Raw genomic sequence first — 17,580 nt, 5'->3', positions numbered from 1 at the left:
GGCAAGCCAGCTCCTACACAGGAATCGGCGTCAAACCCCATTTGTAGGAGCCGGCTTGCCGGCGATGGCGGTGGGTCAGCTATCCAGGTTTCAGCGGGTGCCGCCCATGTACCGCTCGAAATTGTTGATGTGATCATCCAGGTTGTCTTCCAGCATCATCCGGTACTGGTCACAGAAGTACTTGAGCATCGCCTCCCGCGCATCGGCCATTTCTGCGCCGGACTTGAAGTTGCGCGCGCTGGCCCAGGCGCTGAAGCGGGTGGCGCCGAATGTCATTGAGGCGCTGACCTCGCCGAGGTTTTCGCAGGTCTTGAGCTGCTCGTTCGACAGCTCGATATGTGCATCAGCACGGTCATAGAAAGCTTGATCAGTGGCATCTGCCATGGCGGGGTTCCTGGGTGAGCGAAGAATGGCGGGCATTGGAACATATCCGCCAGGCGCCCCCAAGCAGGAGGCGTCCAGTCACTCAGCCCAACAACGCCGCAATCCACCGCGCCTGCTGGGCGACTTCCTGCCGCTTCTCGTCCGGCACCGCCTGACGTGCGCGCTCAAAGCTGGCCAGGGTTTTCTGTTTCTGGCGCAGCAGGTGCTGCCACTTGGCCAGGAACACCGGGCTGCGCGCCTGCATCTGCAGCGGGCCGAAGTACAGTTCTTCGCCGGTGTAGGTCACAGGCTCGGCGCGCTCGGCGACGATGATTTCGTAGTAGAAGCGGTTCTCCCGCAGCAGCTCTTCACGGAGGATGCGGTAGCCCTGCTCCATCAGCCACTGGCGCAACGGCTGCTCGCCGCCATTGGGTTGCAGGATCAGGCGTTCGTGACCATTGAGGTGCGCCTGGCCAGCGTCGAGGATGTCGCGGATGGTTTCGCCGCCCATGCCGCACAGGCTGATCGCAGTGATGCCGTCCTGGGGCTCGATGGCCGCCAGCCCGTCGGCCAGGCGCACCGTCACGTGCGCCTCCAGGCCGTTGTCGCGCACGGTACGTTGGGCCGCGTGGAACGGCGTCGCCGCCACCTCCCCCGCCACCGCCGCCGTGATCGCGCCGCGACGCATCAGCGCCACCGGCAGGTAAGCGTGGTCCGAGCCGATATCGGCCAGGCGTGCGCCCGCCGGCACGTTGGCAGCCACGCGCTCCAGGCGCTGGGATAAGGTGTGTTCGTTCAACGCGTTTTACTCTCCAGAAAATCGATCACGGCTGTTGGTCAGGTGCAACACCATGGCCGCCCGCGCGGCGTCCGGGTCCTGGCGCTTGATCGCATTGAAGATCGCTTCATGCTCCAGGTTCGCCAGTTGCCCCAGCTTGGCGAAGTCGGCGCCACCGCGCTCGGCGCCCTTTACCTGGGTGCGCGGGATCATCGCGTTGCCCAGGTGCAGCATGATCTCGGTAAAAAAGGTATTGCCGGTGGCCTCGGCGATCAGTTGATGGAAACGCTTGTCTTCCTCCACGCAACTGTCGTTGTTGGCCAGCGAGGCTTGGTAGTCATCCAGCGCCTGGCGCATGTGGGTGAGCTGTTCATCACTGCGGCGGTGCGCGGCCAGGGCCACGGCCTGCACCTCCAACCCCAGTCGCAGCTCCAGCATGTTGCGCACGCTGGCGACGGTGTCCACGTGCAAGCGCAGTCCCTGCTGGGCACTTGGCGCCAGCACGAAGGTGCCAATGCCGTGACGCGTCTCCACCAGGCCCGAGGCCTGCAACTTGGAAATCGCCTCGCGCACCACCGTGCGGCTCACGCCGTGTTCACCGACGATGGTGGATTCCGACGGCAGTTTTTCACCGGGCTTGAGCTGCCCGAGCAGGATGCGCTGGGTCAGCGCGTCGACCACGCCTTGGGCCAGGTTGTTGGAGCGTTTACGAACAAGGGTTCCGCTTTCAATGGGCATCGCGACGGGTCCACGGGGCTGAGCTGGTGGGAGCTTAACACCCCGTCCGGAGCCCACGCTGACTCGATGCAAAAAACACTCAACTTGTATGACAACCAATCTTAAAGCGGTGAACCTCTCAGTCTCTGCTCGGAGGCCATGCGCCTCGTCAACCACGTACGCCCGCACGCACAAACCCCAACAAATACAGGGTAAATAACCAAACAACTCGGTTCACCCACCGCCTTATAAGAACAAAATCACGCTACCCTGCATTGCGAACCCAAGAAAACCACTTGTATGATGTCTATCAACAAAACACGCAAACCCGCATAAAAATAATCAGGGGGAGTTTTGAATTGTGAACAATTCAAACCATGCAGCTGCCACGCCAGAAACAGAGTCCGTGCTCGCGCGCACCGTCAGCAAAGTGAAGAGCCACGTGCTCCCACTGTTCGTGATCATGTTCATCCTCAACTACATCGACCGGGTCAATATCGGCTTCGTGCGTACGCACATGGAGCATGACTTGGGCATCGGCGCAGCGGCCTACGGTCTCGGTGCCGGGCTGTTCTTCATCGGCTACGCGCTGTTTGAAGTGCCCTCCAACATGCTGCTGCAAAAGGTCGGCGCCAGAATCTGGCTGACCCGCATCATGTTCACCTGGGGCATCGTCGCCACGCTGATGGCGTTCATCCAGAACGAAACCCAGTTCTACATCCTGCGCTTCCTGCTGGGCGTCGCCGAAGCGGGTTTCTTCCCCGGGGTGATCTACTACTTCACCCGCTGGCTGCCCGGCGTGGAGCGCGGCAAAGCCATTGCGATCTTCCTCAGCGGCTCGGCCGTTGCTTCGCTGATCTCCGGCCCGCTGTCAGGCGCGTTATTGCAGATCGAGGGTTTTGGCTTCCACGGCTGGCAGTGGATGTTCGCCATCGAAGGCCTGGCCTCCGTCGCGCTCGGGTTCTTCGTGTGGTTCTGGCTCGACTCCAAACCCCACGACGCCAAATGGCTGACCCGCGAAGAACAGGACGCCCTGGTAGACGCCATCGATCAGGAACAGCGCGAGCGTGAAGCCCTGACCACCGTCAAACCCACCCTCGGCAAACTGCTCAAAGACCGTCAGATCCTGCTGTTCTGCGTCTTGTACTTCTGCATCCAGCTGACGATCTACGCCGCCACGTTCTGGCTGCCGAGCATCATCAAGAAGATGGGCGACCTCAGCGACGTGCAGGTGGGCTTCTTCAACTCGATCCCCTGGCTGATCTCGATCATCGCCATGTATGCCTTCGCGTCGCTGTCGGGCAAATTCAAATTCCAGCAGGCCTGGGTCGCCGCTGCGCTGTTGATTGCCGCTGCGGGCATGTTCATGTCCACCACGGGCGGGCCGATCTTTGCCTTTGTGGCGATCTGTTTTGCGGCCATCGGCTTCAAGTCGGCCTCGTCACTGTTCTGGCCGATCCCCCAGGGCTACCTGGATGTGCGCATCGCCGCGGCCGTGATCGCGCTGATCAACTCCATCGGCAACCTTGGCGGCTTTGTTGCGCCGACCACGTTCGGCTTTCTTGAACAGACCACCGGTTCGATCCAGGGCGGCCTCTACGGGCTGGCCGGCACTTCGATCCTCGCCGCGATCCTGGTGTTCTTTGCCAAGACTTCGCCCTCTGCCGTGTTGACGTCGCCAGGCGCCGTACCCACCGGTGCCGCCATCAGCAAACCTCTTTGAGCTTATTTAGGAACGTGCCATGACCACTCCCGTTATCACTCACTTCCAGGTCATTCCGGTGGCCGGCCACGACAGCATGCTGCTCAACCTGAGCGGTGCCCACGGCCCTTACTTCACGCGCAATATCGTGATTCTCAAGGACAGCAGCGGCAACACCGGCGTAGGCGAAGTGCCCGGTGGCGAACGCATCCGCGAAACCCTGGAAGACGCCCGCAGCCTGGTGGTCGGCCAACCCATCGGCCAATACCAGCGCATCCTCAACCAGATGCGCAGCACCTTTGCCTCCCGGGACGCGGCCGGGCGCGGCCTGCAAACCTTTGACCTGCGCATCACCATCCATGCCGTCACCGCCATGGAAGCCGCCCTGCTCGACTTGCTTGGCCAGTTCCTTGAAGTGCCGGTGGCAGCGTTGCTCGGCGAAGGCCAGCAGCGCGATGCGGTGAAAATGCTCGGCTACCTGTTCTACGTCGGCGACCGCAACGCGACCGACCTGGCCTACCGCAACGAGGCCGACGCCGAGGATGATTGGTTCCGTCTGCGCCACGAAAAAGCCCTGACTGCCGCTGCCGTGGTGCGCCTGGCGGAAGCGGCCAAAGCCAGATACGGTTTCAACGACTTCAAGCTCAAGGGTGGCGTGCTCAGTGGCGATGAAGAAATCGAAGCTGTCACCGCTCTGGCCGAACGTTTCCCGGATGCGCGCATCACGCTTGATCCAAACGGCGCGTGGTCACTCAAGGAAGCCATCCGCCTGTGCCGTGACCAGCACAAGGTACTCGCCTATGCCGAAGACCCGTGCGGCGCCGAAAACGGCTATTCGGGCCGCGAAGTCATGGCCGAGTTCCGCCGTGCCACCGGCTTGAAAACCGCCACCAACATGATCGCCACCGACTGGCGCGAAATGGGCCACGCGATCCAGCTGCAATCGGTGGACATTCCCCTGGCCGACCCGCACTTCTGGACGATGCAGGGCTCGGTGCGCGTGGCGCAGATGTGCAACGAATGGGGCCTGACCTGGGGTTCGCACTCCAACAACCACTTTGATATTTCCCTGGCGATGTTCACCCAAGTGGCGGCCGCCGCACCCGGCGATATCACGGCCATCGACACCCACTGGATCTGGCAGGACGGCCAGCGCCTGACCCGCGAACCACTGAAAATCGAAGGCGGTTATGTGAAGGTGCCGAGCAAGCCGGGCCTGGGCGTGGACATCGACATGGACGCCGTGGCCAAGGCCCACGAGCTGTACAAGGGCATGGGCCTGGGTGCCCGGGATGACAGTGTGGCGATGCAGTTCCTGATTCCCGGTTGGGCATTCAATAACAAGCAGCCTTGCCTGGTGCGGTAACGGCGTCGGCGGGGGCAGCCAGGGCAAGTTTCAACAGCTCCTTGCGCTGCATCCCGCGCGGCAGCACCGCCAACGGTCCTTGCCATTCAACGTCGACCAGCCGGCTCAGCGTGTGCCGGCTGAGTGATGATCCTGTTAGCCAATAGCTTTTGCACTCGCGAAGGCTGATGGCGTTCAACAGCCAGTCCTCCCCTTGCGCCGCCAGCCATTGATCGATGGCGACGTGGTGTTGATGGATCAACTCGCTTGCGTCCCATACCGTCATCTGCGCGATGCGTTGTGGCAGGTTGGGCGTGGCCCTCATCTGCTTCATGTCGGCGGCCAGGGCACCGGTCAGGTCGGCCTCGATGGCGGCCTGGCATTCGCCGAAATAGCACTGTGGCCACTCCGCTGAAAGGTTGGCGCGCCGTGCGAGCACGTCATAGGCGCGAGTATCTTGCGGCGTGGTCATTTGGCCGGTGAAGTTGAGGGTGTTGTCCAGGATCGCAGTGGCCAGCAAGGCCGCGCTGTGCGGGCTGATATGAGTCAACGCTTCGGCGGCCTCCCAGCGCAGGAATACCAGGGTAGCGGCTGCGCCGATTGGCTGAATATCGGCGGCGGTGCCAAGTCTCTGTGCCCAATAACGTTCAAAACCGGGATGGTGGTCGATCACTTCCCGTACGTTTTCAAGCTGCACGATCGGGTCGAAGTGATCGGGGTCGCTGACGTCCATCAGCACATACTCGTCGCAGTCCATTGGCTGATAATCGTCGAGGCGGGCGTCCCAGCCCAGAACGCTTGTGGAAATGCTCGCGTTGAGCGGTGCGCTACTCACCGCACGCGCTGCAATGCCCTGGTGGTTCAGCAACTCGGCGTAGGCGATGCAACAGGCGTAGGCGTCGATGTCCAGATACGCCGAGCCAGAAGTCACGACTCGCATGATGGGTTCTCCTTGAAATGCCGCTTCCTGGGTTGGAGCGTGAGGCCGAAGGACGTTCCCATGGGCGTATGACAAACGCATGACAGGCGCATTCACTCCAGTTGAGATTTCAAGCGCTAGGGTCTTTAAAACCTGCAGCACCAAAACTGGTCGCAATCGACCTGGCAGCAACGGTCAAATGTGGGAGCTGGCTTGCCTGCGATAGCGATACATCAGTTGGCACAGCGTTAACTGACACGCCGCCATCGCCGGCAAGCCGGCTCCTACAAGGTTATGTTGACGCCGAATCCTGTGTAGGAGCTGGCTTGCCAGCGATAGCGATACATCAGTTGGCACATCGGTAACTGACCCATCGCCATCGCCGGCAAGCCGGCTCCTACAAGGTTATGTTGACGCCGAATCCTGTGTAGGAGCTGGCTTGCCAGCGATAGCGGTACATCAGTTGGCACAGCGTTAACTGACACGCCGCCATCGCCGGCAAGCCGGCTCCTACACGACCTGTTGGTGGCCGTTGCTCACAAATTCCACCACCCGCGCCAACATCCGGTCACACGCCGCCAGTTGCTCCACGCTGATGAACTCATCTGGCTTGTGCCCCTGCTCCATGCTGCCGGGGCCGCAAACCACGGTGGGAATACCGGCCTGATCAAACAACCCGCCTTCTGTACCAAAAGCCACGGTGCCGAATGCACGCGAGCCACAGAATTGCGCCACCCATTCAGCAGCCTGGCTTTCCAGGGAGGTGGCCAACCCCGGGTAGCTGGACAACTCACTGAAACTGATCGCCGATTGTGCGCTCACCGCCTGCATCGCCGGCAGCAAGGTCTGTTCGGCATACCGCTGCAACTGCTCGGCAACCTGCCAGGGATCCTGGGCCGGCAACGAGCGCACTTCAAAATCAAAGGTGCAATTTTGCGGGACGATATTCAGTGCCTTGCCGCCGTTGATCACACCGGTCTGCACCGTGGAAAACGGCGGATCAAACCGCTCATCCAACTGCGGTGGCGACTTGAGTTCTTCGCCGAGCCGCACCAGCTCGCTGATCAAGCACGCCGCGTATTCAATGGCGTTGACCCCGGACGGCGCATACGCCGAATGGCACGCCGCGCCATGCACCTCGCAACGCACCGCCAATTTGCCTTTGTGGCCCAGCACCGGCTTGAGTTCGGTGGGTTCGCCGATCACGCACAGCAGCGGCTTGACCGTCTGCCCATGAAACCGCTCGATCAGCGAGCGCACGCCCAGGCAGCCCACCTCTTCGTCATAGGACAAGGCGATGTGCACCGGCATACGCAACGACGCCTGCAACAACGCCGGCACGCTCGCCAACACACAGGCGATGTAGCCCTTCATGTCGGCCGTACCGCGTCCATACAACTTGCCGTGTTTTTCCGTGAGCTCGAACGGCGCCACGCTCCAGCGCTGGCCGTCCACCGGCACCACGTCGGTGTGGCCGGACAACACGATGCCCGGCACATCCACCGGGCCAATGGTCGCCAGCAGGTTGGCCTTGCTCTTGTGTTCGTTGTAGACCAGCTCACAGGCCACGCCGAGGTCCTGCAGGTAGGTGCGCACAAAGTCGATCAAGGCCAGGTTGGACTCGCGGCTGGTGGTGTCAAACCGCACCAGCTGGGCCAGCAGGTCGCGGCTGTTCATCGGTCATCCCCCGGCACGGCATAGCCCGGGGCGATGTGCGGGTTGAGGGCGCGGTCGATGTAAGCCTGCGATTGCCCGCGATAGGCCTGCCAGAGTTGGTCGAGGGCACCGATCGGGTCCTCCTCGACCCAGTCCACCCGCAGGTTGACGATGGGCCAGAGCAAGTCGTCGACCACCACCAGCGCCGCCGAATGCACCGGCCCCGCTTCACCGCCCCGCGCCTGCCCGGTGTGCAGGGCGGCCAGCAGGCGATCCGCGAGAGGGCCGGCAGCGTTTTCGAACGCGCGTACCATGGCGTCAATCACCTCAGGGCCCGCCAGCATGTTGCCCGCCGCCACACACTGCTCGCCGCTGACCGCGCCATGAATGCCAAGGGTCTGGGCGCCACTGAAATGCTCGGTGCGGCCCTGGCTGTCGATCACCGTCACCTGGCGGTATTCGCTGTGGGCCTGCTCGGCCATGGCCGCCAGCGCTTCACCAGGTGTTGCGCCCTGCTCCAGCAGGTCCAGCACCTGGGGCCCGAGGCTGGGCAACGTGATGTTCTGCGACGCCACTGCGCCCACGCCGGGCCGCAGCCACGGGCAACGGGCGCCCACGGCAATGCTCGACGAACTGATGGCAATGCCCAACTGGCCGGTTTCGGTGCAGCGGGCGACAACGGAAAACGTCATGGGGAGGCTCCTCAGTCGAGCACGGAAGGGTCAGCGTCGATCATCAACTGCTTCATTTCTTCAAAGTGCTGGCGCGAAAAATCCGCGATGCCTTCCCAGCCCCGTGCGGTTTTTTCTGCGACGTCATCCGACAGCACCCGCAGCGGTTGCCCGGTGGACCACGCCGTCACGAGGATCTGGCAGGCACGCTCCAGGGTCCAGATGTCGTCGAAGGCTTCGCCGATGGACGCCGCGGTCACCATCACGCCGTGGTTGCCCATCAGCAGGCGGCGCTTGCCGTCGAGCAGCCCGGCCAGGCGTGCGCCTTCGGCCTCGGTATCGGCCATGCCGCCGTACAGCTCGTCCACGGCCACGCGGTTGAAGTAACGCGCGGTGTTCTGGTCGATCGGCGGTACGTGGGGTTTGGCCAGGCACGCCACCGCCGTGGTGTAGACCGGGTGCAGGTGCAGCACCGCGCGGGTGTGCGGCAACAGGCGGTGGATCTGCCCGTGGATCGACCAGGCGGTGGCGTCCACGTTCGGGTTATCAGCGCAGGCGGCGTCATCGGCATTGAGCAACAACAGGTCGCTGGCACGGATGCGCGAGAAGTGCTTCCACTTGGGGTTGAGCAAAAACTCTTTGCCATCGGCCGACACGGCGGCGCTGAAGTGGTTGGCCACCGCTTCGTGCATGCCCAGGTGCGCGATGATGCGAAAGGTCGCAGCCAGGTCGATGCGCGTCTGTTCTTCGAGGGATAACGCCATGAATCGGACTCCGCAGGGCGCGGCCGCACACGAATGCGGCACGCGCGGGTAGTTTTACTGCGGCATCAGCGCCGCGATGTCGGCCTCGGTGGGTGCCTGGAAGTTGTACTTCTTCAGCAAGGCCGCGTATTCAGGCGTGGCGCGGTATTTTTCGAGGCCATCGAGCAGGGCTTTTTTCACCGTGTCATTGCCCTTCTTCACGCCGAAGCCGTTGAGCACCGGGTAGATCAGGGTGTCGGAAGAAATCAGCACACGGTTGCCCAGCTTGTCGATCACGCCACGGGCCACGGCGGCGTCGGTGATCTGGGCTTCAACCGCGTGAGCCAGCAAGGCCTGGGTGGTTTGCGGGTCGGTGCTGTATTCGCTGATCTGGATCGGCTTCAAGCCCTTGGCCACGCAATATTCCGCCGACAGTTTGTTCATCTGCGCCAGCCACGAGGTGGCGCCCATGGAGCCGATCTTGTGGCCGCAGAATTCTTCCGGGGTCTTGGGCTGGAAGGCGCTGTCCTTGAGGGTGAGGATCGACTCGCCGCTCTTGAGGTAAGGGATCATGTCGATGACCTTGACCCGCTCGGCCGTGATGTACATCGACGAGTTGGTCAAGTCGAAACGCCCGGCCTGCAGGCCGGTGATCAGGTTGGGAAAACGCGTGTCGAGGGTCTCGACCTTGCGCCCCATGACCTTGCCCAGGCCGTCCATGAACTCGATGTCAAAACCTGCCGGCTTGTTGTTATCCATGTACTCATAGGGGAAGAACGTCACATCGGAACCGGCGATGATCTTGCCGTCCTGCTGGAACGCTGAAGCCGCCAACGAAGTCATCGCAACCGCGGCGCCCAACAGGCATGCGGCAAGGGGACGAACACTCATACGAAACGCTGTCATGGTTTTTACCTGCAAGGGTTTGAGTTGGGTTAGGCAGTGGTTGAATCTTGTCCGGCCTGTTGCACGAAGAACGAGGCGCCACGGGGTTTCTGCGGCAAGCGCAGGTGGTTGTCCGTGGAACGCACCAAGCCGCTCTCTTCACCGGCCACCAGCAGGCCGGCGTGTGCACTGGGCAAGGGGTTTTCGCCGAATGGCAGCGCGTCTTCAGCGGCGTAGACGCTGATGAACAGGGTGCGCGGAAGTTCGGTCTCGTTAGGGCTGGAAGCATGCAAAAGCCGTGTGTGCATGAAGCACACGGAGCCGGCCGGGCCGTAGCAGGCCACCGGCTTTTGGCAGTGCTCCTCGACCACCGCGTCGTCCACCGAACCGGTGAAACGCTGGTGCTGCCAGTGCGACCACAGCGGGCCTTTATGGCTGCCGGGGATCACGTTCAGCGGGCCGTTTTGCGGGGTCACTTCGCTGACCATCAGCAAAGCGGTGACGATGTCATCGTTGCTGTGGGGTGTGAACAGAAAGTCCTGGTGCCACTTCACCTGAGTCGCGGTGTGGGGCAGTTTGGAGTTGATCTTGCTGTGGTGAAAACGCGTGCCCTGGGCGCCGATCAACTGCGCGGAAATCGCTGCCATGCGTGAGTGCAACGCCACACGCTCATAGGCCGGGGAGATCTCGGTGGGCGAGCTGACCCGGCGCAACGACGGGTGATCGGCGCGGTGATCGCCTTCCAGGTCAAAGCGTTCGCGGCCATCGACGGTCGCGCCCCAGCCTTTCTGGTGGCTTCGGCTTTCCTCTACCCATTGATCGAAGTCGTGTTGCAGTGCGGCCACTTCGTCCTGCGACAACACGTCTTCGACCACCAGGAAACCGTCACGCTGGAACTGTTCGATTTGCGCTTGCTCGATCATTGTATTTTTTCCTGAACGTTGAGGGGGTCACGCCAGCGAGACGTCCTTGAGGAACGCCTCCACGCGTGGGTTGTGGCCGCTGCGCAGGGCGCCCGGCGTGTCGTCACAGACCACGCGGCCCTTCTCCATGAACACGATGCGGTCGGACACCTTGAAGGCGAAGTTCATCTCGTGGGTGACGATCACCATGGTGATGCCCTCCTCGGCCAAGGCCTCGATGACCTGCAGCACTTCGTTGACTTTTTCCGGGTCGAGCGCCGAGGTGGGCTCGTCGAACAGCATGATCTGCGGGCGCATCATCAAGGCGCGGGCGATGGCTACCCGTTGTTGCTGGCCGCCCGACAGTTGATGCGGGAATTTCCAGGCGTGGTCGAGCATGCCCACCTTGTGCAGCAGCGCGTAGGCCTGTTGCTTGAGGTCGGCCAGGCGCCCCAGGCGGTGGTATTTGGGCGCCATCAGCAGGTTGTCGAGCACGCTCAAATGCGGGAACAGGTTGAAGCTCTGGAACACCATGCCGATGTTCAGGCGGTGCTCGGCGTGTTCGACAAATTGCGGCTTCTGCGCGCCGACCTTGTTGAGGTGAATGAAGGGCTGGCCGTTGATCCGGATCTCGCCGTTGTCCAGTTGTTCCAGGCCGTTGAGCAAACGAATCAGCGTGGTTTTACCGGAACCGGACGGGCCGATCACCGACACCACTTCGCCGGGCTGGATCTGCAAGTTCACCGAGCCGAGCACTTCAACGTTGTTGTAGGCCTTGTGCAGCCGCGCCGCCAGCAACGCCGGTTCGCCGTTGCTGGCTGGGCGCACCAACGCCGTGCGCTGCTGGGTGGCCAACGCCAGCACTTCAGCGTCCGGCACACGGGACACGTTGCGTTGGTTGACGTCGAGAAAGCGCTCCAGGCGTTTAAGCAGAAAGTCGAACACGGTGACGATGAACACGTAGAAAAACGCCACCGCCGCCATGGTTTCGATCACCAGGAAGTTCTGCGAATACAGGCGCTGGCCGACCATCAGGATCTCCGTGAGAGAGATCACCGACACCAGGGAAGTGAGCTTGACGATGGAGATGTATTCGTTGGCCAGCGAGGGCAGCGCCACCCGCAAGGCTTGGGGGATCACCACGCGCCACTGGGTACCCAGGAACCGCAGGCCCAACGCCCGTGCTGCTTCGCCCTGCCCCTTGTGAATCGAGAGCAAGCCGCCGCGATGGATCTCGGCAACGTAGGCGCTTTCACAGATCACCAGGGCCAGCAGGCCGGACCAGAACGGGTCCGCCAAAATCGCCGAGGTGCCGGGCAATGCCTGGGGCAGGTTGTAGATAAAGATCAGCAGTACCAGCAGCGGCAGACTGCGGAACAACCAGATATAACCACGGGCCGGCACGCTGAGCAGGCCGTGCCTGGATTGCTTGGCCAGCGCCAGCACAAACCCGAAGACGATGCTTAACAACCAGGTCAGGGTGCTGAGCTTGATCACCGTCCACGTCGCGCGCCAGAACTCGGCGTCGCCGAGCAAACCAAACATGTAGTGCCAGTCGAATGTCATCGTCGTGGTGCCCTGAATAAGTTGATCTACATCGATGGGTTGAGAGTCGTGGCGGGAGGTGGTCAGGGTCAATTCGTAAAAGCCGGGGCACTGGGTAGGCAGAACCTATGCAGCCATTTGAGAGCACTGATAACTCATGTGGGAGCTGGCTTGCCTGCGATGGCGGTGGCTCAGTCGACCCCTCATTTCCAGATAGACCGCTATCGCTGGCAAGCCAGCGCCTACCGGGGAGCTGTGTTGCGCCTGGCCAGAATGGTGCACGGGCAAAACCGCATGACCGCCCACGCCACCTATTGGTGCAAAATCAGCTCACGCCACTCATCACCCGCACCGCATGCGGGTCGAAAAAGCTCGGCGGTGCCATGCCGGGGATGTATTGGTCGGAGACAAACATGCGGCAACGCTCGGCAAACGCCGACACCACCCGCGACAACTGGGTGTTGCTGGCCGTGGCGTAGCCCAGGCGCATCGGGCGATGGGAGCCGGCCAGGCGCAGGCGGATCACGCGCTTGCCGTCCTGGGACACATTGGATTTGGGCCGCGCATTCGCGAAGGAATAGCCGATGCCGTTGCCGACCATGGCACGCACCGTTTCGAGGTTGGTGGAACGCATGATGATGTTTGGCGTGGTGCCCGCCTGGATGAACAGGCTGAGGAAATAGTCGCGGCTCCAGGGCGTGTCGAGCAGCACCACCGGGTAGGCTTCGAGGTCTTGCATGCTCACCGCCGGCAAGTTCGCCAACGGGTGGTATTCGCCTACCATCACATAGGGCGGCAGTTGGGCCAGGGGCTGGAAGTCGATGTCCGGGCTGGTCACCAGGTCGTAGGTCAGGGCGATGTCTAGCTCGCCGCTGCGCAGTTTCTCCAGCAGTTCCTCATGGTTGCCTTCGGCCTGGGTCAGCCGCACGCCGGGGAACGCACGGCCAAAACCGAACACCAGTTCCGGCGTGATCATCGGCGCCAGCGATTCCAGGCAGCCCACTCGCAACGGCCCGCGCACGGTGTTCAACGACTCCGAGGCGATGGTGTAGAGGTTGGTCATCTGCTCCAGGATCAGCTTGGCCTCCTGCATCACCTGGCGCCCGACGGCCGTGAGGGAAATGCCCTGGGCGTGGTGCCGCACAAACAGCTGGATGCCCAGCTCTGCTTCCATATGGGTGATCGCCGCCGAGATCGACGGCGACGACACATGGATGCGTTCAGCCGCAGCACTGATGCTGCCCGCCTCGCCGGACGCGACAAAATATTCCAGTTGGCGCTGAGTAATTCGACTGAGCATCACGCCTCCACAACAACAATGGGTGTACGTGATCGATAGTGCAGGGTTCGTGCCGGGTCACCGCGCCAGCCGATGAGGGGCATGGGCTTCGGTTTTTCCTAAGCACTACCGCGCACAAATGCTGGTTTCGCCGGAACCTTGGCGATGTGAAGCTGCGGTCATCCCGTTTCCAACGAGCTAACCGCGATGCCCACCCACACTCGAATTCGTATGTTCAACACCCGGGAAACCTACCCCAACCAAAGCCTGGACAACGACCTGTCCCAGGCCGTGCGCGCCGGCAACACCATTTATGTGCGCGGCCAGATCGGCACCGATTTCGACGGCAACCTGGTGGGTCTCGGCGACCCGCGTGCCCAGGCCGAACAGGCGATGAAAAACGTCAAGCAACTGCTGGAAGAGGCGGGCTCCGACCTGTCGCACATCGTCAAGACCACCACCTACCTGATCGACCCACGCTACCGCGAGCCGGTGTACCAGGAGGTGGGCAAATGGCTCAAGGGGGTGTTCCCGATTTCCACCGGGCTGGTGATCTCAGGCCTGGGCCAGCCGGAATGGTTGATGGAAATCGATGTGATCGCCGTGGTGCCGGATGGCTGGCAGCCTGAATGAATTGGAGTACGCCATGAGCCACCGTGTGATGTTCCTCAACGGGCCGAACGCCAACCTGTATGGGCTGGATAAAAACGGCACCTACGGCAGCGAGAGCTTTGCCAGCATCGAAGCGCGCTGCCAACGCCACGCCGCTGAATTGGGCCTGACCCTGGACTTTCGCCAGAGCAACCACGAGGGCGTGCTGGTGGACTGGGTTCAGGAAGCGCGGTTGAACAGCGACGCCATCGTGATCAATGCGGCCGGGCTGACCTACAGCTCGGTGCCGATTCTCGATGCGCTGCTGGCGTTCGACGGGCCGATCATCGAAGCGCACATGAGCAATATCTGGAAGCGTGAGAGCTTCCGGCACCACTCCTTTATATCCAAGGCCGCCACCGGCGTGATCGCCGGGTTGGGGGCGCTGGGTTACGAACTGGCCCTCAGCGCTGTGGCCCAGCTGCTCCACGAACGCCAAACCACCACCGAGCCCCTGTAGGAGCCGGCTTGCCGGCGATGGCGTTGGGTCAGCCAGCCCATCCATTAACTGGGAGACCGCTATCGCCGGCAAGCCGGCTCCTACAGTGACATTCGGGGCTGCAGACAAACCTTTACCTTTCGGGAAACGCCTATGTCCGTCGAAACAATCAACACCCTGGTGGTCGGCGCAGGCCAGGCCGGGGTTGCCATGAGTGAGCACCTGTCCCTGATGGGCGTGCCGCACATCGTGCTGGAACGCCACCGCATCGCCGAACGCTGGCGCTCGGAGCGCTGGGACTCGTTGGTCGCCAACGGCCCGGCCTGGCACGACCGCTTTCCCGGGTTGACATTCGAGGGCATTTCCCCCGAAGCCTTTCCCCCCAAAGAGCGCATGGCCGACTACTTCGAAGCCTACGTCGACAAACTGCAGGCGCCGGTGCGCACCGGTGTCGAGGTGCAGCAAGTGGAGCGTCATGTGGGTCGCCCTGGCTTCAAGGTCACGACCTCGGCCGGTGTCATCGAAGCCACCAACGTAGTCGCGGCCACTGGCCCGTTTCAGCGCCCGTCTATCCCCGCCCTCGTCCCGGCGTCGGCACCGCTGTATCAATTGCACTCCTCTTCCTACAAGAACCCTGCACAATTGCCCGAGGGCGCGGTGCTTGTGGTGGGGGCCGGCGCCTCCGGCTCACAGATCGCCGAAGAACTGCAAAAAGCCGGCAAGACCGTGTACCTCTCGGTGGGCGAACATTACCGCCCTCCCCGCGCCTACCGTGGCCGAGACTACTGCTGGTGGCTGGGTGCGCTGGGCTTGTGGGACGAGGTCAAGATCCAGCCGAAAAAGAAGCACGTCGCTTTTGCCGTCAGCGGCTATGAAGGTGGCAAGACCGTGGACTTCCGTCGGCTGGCCCATCAAGGCATTCACTTGGTCGGCGTCACCCAAGGCTGGGACGCAGGCGTGATGACCTTTGCCCCAGGCCTGGCCGATAACGTGGCCGAAGGGGACCGTGCGTATTTCGAAGTGCTGCGCGACGCTGACGCGTACATCGAGGCCAACGGCTTGCCCTTTCCCCTGGAGCCCGAAGCCTGGGACCTGCTGCCCGATCCGCCATGCCTGCTCAATCCGATCCTGAGCCTGGATTTGGCCGAGGCCGGCGTGACCACGATCCTGTGGGCCACCGGCTTCACGTTCGATTTCGGCTGGTTGAAAGTCGATGCCTTCGACGAAAAAGGCGAGCCGTTCCATAAGCGCGGGATCTCGGCCCAGAGCGGGATTTATTTCCTGGGCCTGCCGAACCTGGTGAACCGTGCCTCATCATTTATCTATGGGGTGTGGCACGACGCGAAGTACGTGGCCGACCATATCGTCTTGCAGAATGAATACAGGGCATACCGCCAGTCCTGAACGGGACTGGCGGTCTACCGCACCGACTCAAGCACGCTTAGGCAGTTTCCAGTTCGGACGTATGAAGTGGCAGGTATAGCCGTTGGGGATGCGTTCCAGGTAATCCTGGTGCTCCGGCTCCGCTTCCCAGAACGGCCCGGCCGGTTCAATTTCAGTGACCACGCGGCCTGGCCACAGTTTGGAGGCATCGACGTCTGCCGCAGTGTCTTCGGCGATGTCGCGCTGCTGTTCGCTGAGGTAATAAATCGCGGAGCGGTAGCTGGGCCCCAGGTCATTGCCCTGGCGGTTCGGCGTGCTGGGGTCGTGTATCTGGAAGAAGAATTCCAGGATCTGCCGGTAGGTAATAACGGCCGGGTCAAACACGATCTCGATCGCTTCCGCATGGTTGCCATGGTTGCGGTAGGTGGCATTTGCCACATCGCCGCCGGTGTAGCCGACACGTGTGTGCAGCACGCCGGGGTAGCGCCGCAACAGGTCCTGCATGCCCCAGAAGCAGCCGCCGGCAAGAATGGCGGTTTCGGTTGTGTTGGTCATGGTCTGTCACCTCGATGGATACAGGTGTAGTTATGGGGCTGTGTGGGCCAAACCCAAGCCCCGGGCGTCGGTTTCACGCAGACCGGCCGGCCTTGATAGCTACTACATTCTTTCGCGGCGGGGCGCCGAACAGCCGTTTGTATTCGCGACCAAACTGGTTGGCACTTTCATAACCGACCGTTAAAGCGGCCTGGATCACATCATAGTGTTCCACCAGCATCAGGCGCTGGGCTTCATCCAGGCGTAGACGTTTTTGATATTGCAGCGGGCTGAGGGTCGTGACTTCTTTGAAATGCTTATAAAGCGTTGAAGGCGCCATATTCAACCGCGCAGCCAACTGATCCACCTGCAGTGTTTCCCGATAATGTTCACGCAGCCAGATAACCGCCTGATCAATCTTATTGCTTTGAGAACCCAGCGTATTAAGAAGGCGAAGTTGATGACCAAAGGGGGTCATCAGCAGTCGGTAGTGAATTTCTCGATGGATCAATTCGCCCAGCGCCTTCGCCTGATCGGGTTTATCCAGCAATTCAAGCAACCGCAAAAAAGCATCGAGCAACTCCGGGTTGAGCCCTTGCACCGCTGCGCCGACAGCGCTGTCGGCGCCGTACTCCAGGGGCGGTGGAAGTTTGGCAGCCAACTCAGCCATCAAGCCTCGATCAAGCGCCAGCGACATCGACAGGTAGGGTTGCTGTGGGGTCGCCTCCACCAGGCAGCTGGTGACGGGCATGTTCACCCCGGCGATGAAGCAGGTGTGCTCACCGAAAGAAAGGTCCTGGATGCCGATACGCACCCACTTCTTCCCTTGTACCGCGACGATGAGGATCGGGTCGTAGAAATGCGGTGTGGCCGTATCGGAGTGGTCATAGCGGTGGAGGGTAAATCCGTCTATCGACGTTGGGAAACGGCCTGCCTCCGGGAGCAGTTCGAGCAGCGTTTCCCTGAGCGCTCTGCAGCCCTCTCCAAATGTATAACGAGCGTACTTCACCAACGATGACCTCCGACGCAGGAATGCGGGAATCATGCGCCGTCGTTATAGGGCACTCA

18 protein-coding genes are annotated in these 17,580 nt (G+C 61.8%); 5 read left to right on the top strand and 13 right to left on the bottom strand.

The features are described 5' to 3' along the window. Positions 1-90: 90 nt before the first annotated feature. The 3 genes from AC07SU_RS14780 to AC07SU_RS14770 all read right to left on the bottom strand — a co-directional run bounded on the left by AC07SU_RS14780 (position 91) and on the right by AC07SU_RS14770 (position 1,879). Entirely contained in the window at positions 91-384 is a 294-nt protein-coding gene (locus AC07SU_RS14780; protein ID WP_494997445.1) for a DUF3144 domain-containing protein, read from the bottom strand. An 82-nt stretch (positions 385-466) separates the two neighbouring features. Continuing rightward, entirely contained in the window at positions 467-1,162 is a 696-nt protein-coding gene (locus tag AC07SU_RS14775) for a tRNA (adenine(22)-N(1))-methyltransferase (protein ID WP_494997444.1), read from the bottom strand. Positions 1,163-1,168: 6 nt separating this feature from the next. Beyond that, positions 1,169-1,879 carry a FadR/GntR family transcriptional regulator gene (locus tag AC07SU_RS14770; RefSeq protein ID WP_494997443.1) on the bottom strand — a complete coding sequence of 237 codons (711 nt, stop codon included), beginning with the start codon at positions 1,877-1,879 and terminating at the stop codon, positions 1,169-1,171. A 340-nt stretch (positions 1,880-2,219) separates the two neighbouring features. Between AC07SU_RS14770 and AC07SU_RS14765 the strand changes: the two genes are divergently transcribed. Further along, positions 2,220-3,581, top strand: a complete 1,362-nt coding sequence (locus AC07SU_RS14765; protein ID WP_494997442.1) for an MFS transporter — start codon at positions 2,220-2,222, stop codon at positions 3,579-3,581. Positions 3,582-3,600: 19 nt separating this feature from the next. Beyond that, a complete protein-coding gene (gene gudD / locus AC07SU_RS14760) occupies positions 3,601-4,926 on the top strand; it encodes a glucarate dehydratase (protein ID WP_494997441.1) in 1,326 nt (441 codons plus the stop codon). Here the strand turns inward: gudD and AC07SU_RS14755 are convergent. From AC07SU_RS14755 to AC07SU_RS14720, 8 genes are all read right to left on the bottom strand, one after another. Continuing rightward, entirely contained in the window at positions 4,895-5,845 is a 951-nt protein-coding gene (locus AC07SU_RS14755; RefSeq protein ID WP_494997440.1) for a DHH family phosphoesterase, read from the bottom strand. The two genes, gudD and AC07SU_RS14755, sit on opposite strands and share 32 nt — an antisense overlap. 489 nt (positions 5,846-6,334) lie before the next feature. Beyond that, positions 6,335-7,501: an acetylornithine deacetylase gene (argE, locus tag AC07SU_RS14750; RefSeq protein WP_494997439.1), complete on the bottom strand. Its 1,167-nt coding sequence runs from the start codon at positions 7,499-7,501 to the stop codon at positions 6,335-6,337. Continuing rightward, a complete protein-coding gene (locus tag AC07SU_RS14745) occupies positions 7,498-8,172 on the bottom strand; it encodes a DUF1028 domain-containing protein (RefSeq protein WP_494997438.1) in 675 nt (224 codons plus the stop codon). The genes argE and AC07SU_RS14745 overlap by 4 nt, the downstream gene beginning before the upstream one ends. 11 nt (positions 8,173-8,183) lie before the next feature. Continuing rightward, positions 8,184-8,915, bottom strand: coding sequence for a class II aldolase and adducin N-terminal domain-containing protein (locus tag AC07SU_RS14740; protein ID WP_494997437.1), 732 nt, complete (start codon positions 8,913-8,915; stop codon positions 8,184-8,186). Between the two features lie 54 nt (positions 8,916-8,969). Next, on the bottom strand, positions 8,970-9,800 hold the full coding sequence (locus AC07SU_RS14735; protein ID WP_494997436.1) for an ABC transporter substrate-binding protein: 831 nt from the start codon (positions 9,798-9,800) through the stop codon (positions 8,970-8,972). Positions 9,801-9,829: 29 nt separating this feature from the next. Further along, positions 9,830-10,702, bottom strand: a complete 873-nt coding sequence (locus AC07SU_RS14730; RefSeq protein ID WP_494997435.1) for a phytanoyl-CoA dioxygenase family protein — start codon at positions 10,700-10,702, stop codon at positions 9,830-9,832. A gap of 27 nt (positions 10,703-10,729) precedes the next feature. After that, positions 10,730-12,247: an amino acid ABC transporter permease/ATP-binding protein gene (locus AC07SU_RS14725; protein ID WP_494997434.1), complete on the bottom strand. Its 1,518-nt coding sequence runs from the start codon at positions 12,245-12,247 to the stop codon at positions 10,730-10,732. A 304-nt stretch (positions 12,248-12,551) separates the two neighbouring features. Further along, the gene (locus AC07SU_RS14720; protein WP_176998658.1) at positions 12,552-13,526 is read right to left on the bottom strand and encodes a LysR family transcriptional regulator; all 975 of its coding nucleotides are present in this window, start codon (positions 13,524-13,526) and stop codon (positions 12,552-12,554) included. Positions 13,527-13,712: 186 nt separating this feature from the next. Between AC07SU_RS14720 and AC07SU_RS14715 the strand changes: the two genes are divergently transcribed. The 3 genes from AC07SU_RS14715 to AC07SU_RS14705 all read left to right on the top strand — a co-directional run bounded on the left by AC07SU_RS14715 (position 13,713) and on the right by AC07SU_RS14705 (position 15,999). Next, complete coding sequence (locus AC07SU_RS14715; protein ID WP_494997433.1) at positions 13,713-14,138, top strand: RidA family protein; 426 nt, start codon at positions 13,713-13,715, stop codon at positions 14,136-14,138. A gap of 13 nt (positions 14,139-14,151) precedes the next feature. Continuing rightward, positions 14,152-14,616, top strand: a complete 465-nt coding sequence (locus AC07SU_RS14710; RefSeq protein WP_494997432.1) for a type II 3-dehydroquinate dehydratase — start codon at positions 14,152-14,154, stop codon at positions 14,614-14,616. Positions 14,617-14,748: 132 nt separating this feature from the next. Then, positions 14,749-15,999, top strand: coding sequence for a flavin-containing monooxygenase (locus AC07SU_RS14705; RefSeq protein WP_494997431.1), 1,251 nt, complete (start codon positions 14,749-14,751; stop codon positions 15,997-15,999). A 27-nt stretch (positions 16,000-16,026) separates the two neighbouring features. On the opposite strand, the gene msrA is transcribed toward AC07SU_RS14705, so the two are convergent. Together msrA and AC07SU_RS14695 are read right to left on the bottom strand one after the other, a co-directional pair. After that, positions 16,027-16,533 carry a peptide-methionine (S)-S-oxide reductase MsrA gene (msrA, locus tag AC07SU_RS14700; RefSeq protein ID WP_494997430.1) on the bottom strand — a complete coding sequence of 169 codons (507 nt, stop codon included), beginning with the start codon at positions 16,531-16,533 and terminating at the stop codon, positions 16,027-16,029. 73 nt (positions 16,534-16,606) lie between these two features. After that, positions 16,607-17,557, bottom strand: a complete 951-nt coding sequence (locus AC07SU_RS14695; RefSeq protein ID WP_494997429.1) for an AraC family transcriptional regulator — start codon at positions 17,555-17,557, stop codon at positions 16,607-16,609. Positions 17,558-17,580: the final 23 nt, after the last annotated feature.

This window comes from Pseudomonas sp. GW821-FHT05H12, from assembly GCF_059419385.1.
The sequence above is the reverse complement of the archived record's forward strand: the minus strand, read 5'-3'. Positions and strand labels throughout refer to the sequence as shown.

Bases quoted from the DNA above. Each gene is read 5' to 3' on its own strand.
- AC07SU_RS14780 (WP_494997445.1), bottom strand. From the start codon at position 384: ATGGCAGATGCCACTGATCAAGCTTTCTATGACCGTGCTGATGCACAT.
- AC07SU_RS14770 (WP_494997443.1), bottom strand. From the start codon at position 1,879: ATGCCCATTGAAAGCGGAACCCTTGTTCGTAAACGCTCCAACAACCTG.
- gudD (WP_494997441.1), top strand. From the start codon at position 3,601: ATGACCACTCCCGTTATCACTCACTTCCAGGTCATTCCGGTGGCCGGC.
- AC07SU_RS14755 (WP_494997440.1), bottom strand. From the start codon at position 5,845: ATGCGAGTCGTGACTTCTGGCTCGGCGTATCTGGACATCGACGCCTAC.
- argE (WP_494997439.1), bottom strand. From the start codon at position 7,501: ATGAACAGCCGCGACCTGCTGGCCCAGCTGGTGCGGTTTGACACCACC.
- AC07SU_RS14745 (WP_494997438.1), bottom strand. From the start codon at position 8,172: ATGACGTTTTCCGTTGTCGCCCGCTGCACCGAAACCGGCCAGTTGGGC.
- AC07SU_RS14740 (WP_494997437.1), bottom strand. From the start codon at position 8,915: ATGGCGTTATCCCTCGAAGAACAGACGCGCATCGACCTGGCTGCGACC.
- AC07SU_RS14735 (WP_494997436.1), bottom strand. From the start codon at position 9,800: ATGACAGCGTTTCGTATGAGTGTTCGTCCCCTTGCCGCATGCCTGTTG.
- AC07SU_RS14730 (WP_494997435.1), bottom strand. From the start codon at position 10,702: ATGATCGAGCAAGCGCAAATCGAACAGTTCCAGCGTGACGGTTTCCTG.
- AC07SU_RS14725 (WP_494997434.1), bottom strand. From the start codon at position 12,247: ATGACATTCGACTGGCACTACATGTTTGGTTTGCTCGGCGACGCCGAG.
- AC07SU_RS14720 (WP_176998658.1), bottom strand. From the start codon at position 13,526: ATGCTCAGTCGAATTACTCAGCGCCAACTGGAATATTTTGTCGCGTCC.
- AC07SU_RS14715 (WP_494997433.1), top strand. From the start codon at position 13,713: ATGCCCACCCACACTCGAATTCGTATGTTCAACACCCGGGAAACCTAC.
- AC07SU_RS14710 (WP_494997432.1), top strand. From the start codon at position 14,152: ATGAGCCACCGTGTGATGTTCCTCAACGGGCCGAACGCCAACCTGTAT.
- AC07SU_RS14705 (WP_494997431.1), top strand. From the start codon at position 14,749: ATGTCCGTCGAAACAATCAACACCCTGGTGGTCGGCGCAGGCCAGGCC.
- msrA (WP_494997430.1), bottom strand. From the start codon at position 16,533: ATGACCAACACAACCGAAACCGCCATTCTTGCCGGCGGCTGCTTCTGG.
- AC07SU_RS14695 (WP_494997429.1), bottom strand. From the start codon at position 17,557: ATGATTCCCGCATTCCTGCGTCGGAGGTCATCGTTGGTGAAGTACGCT.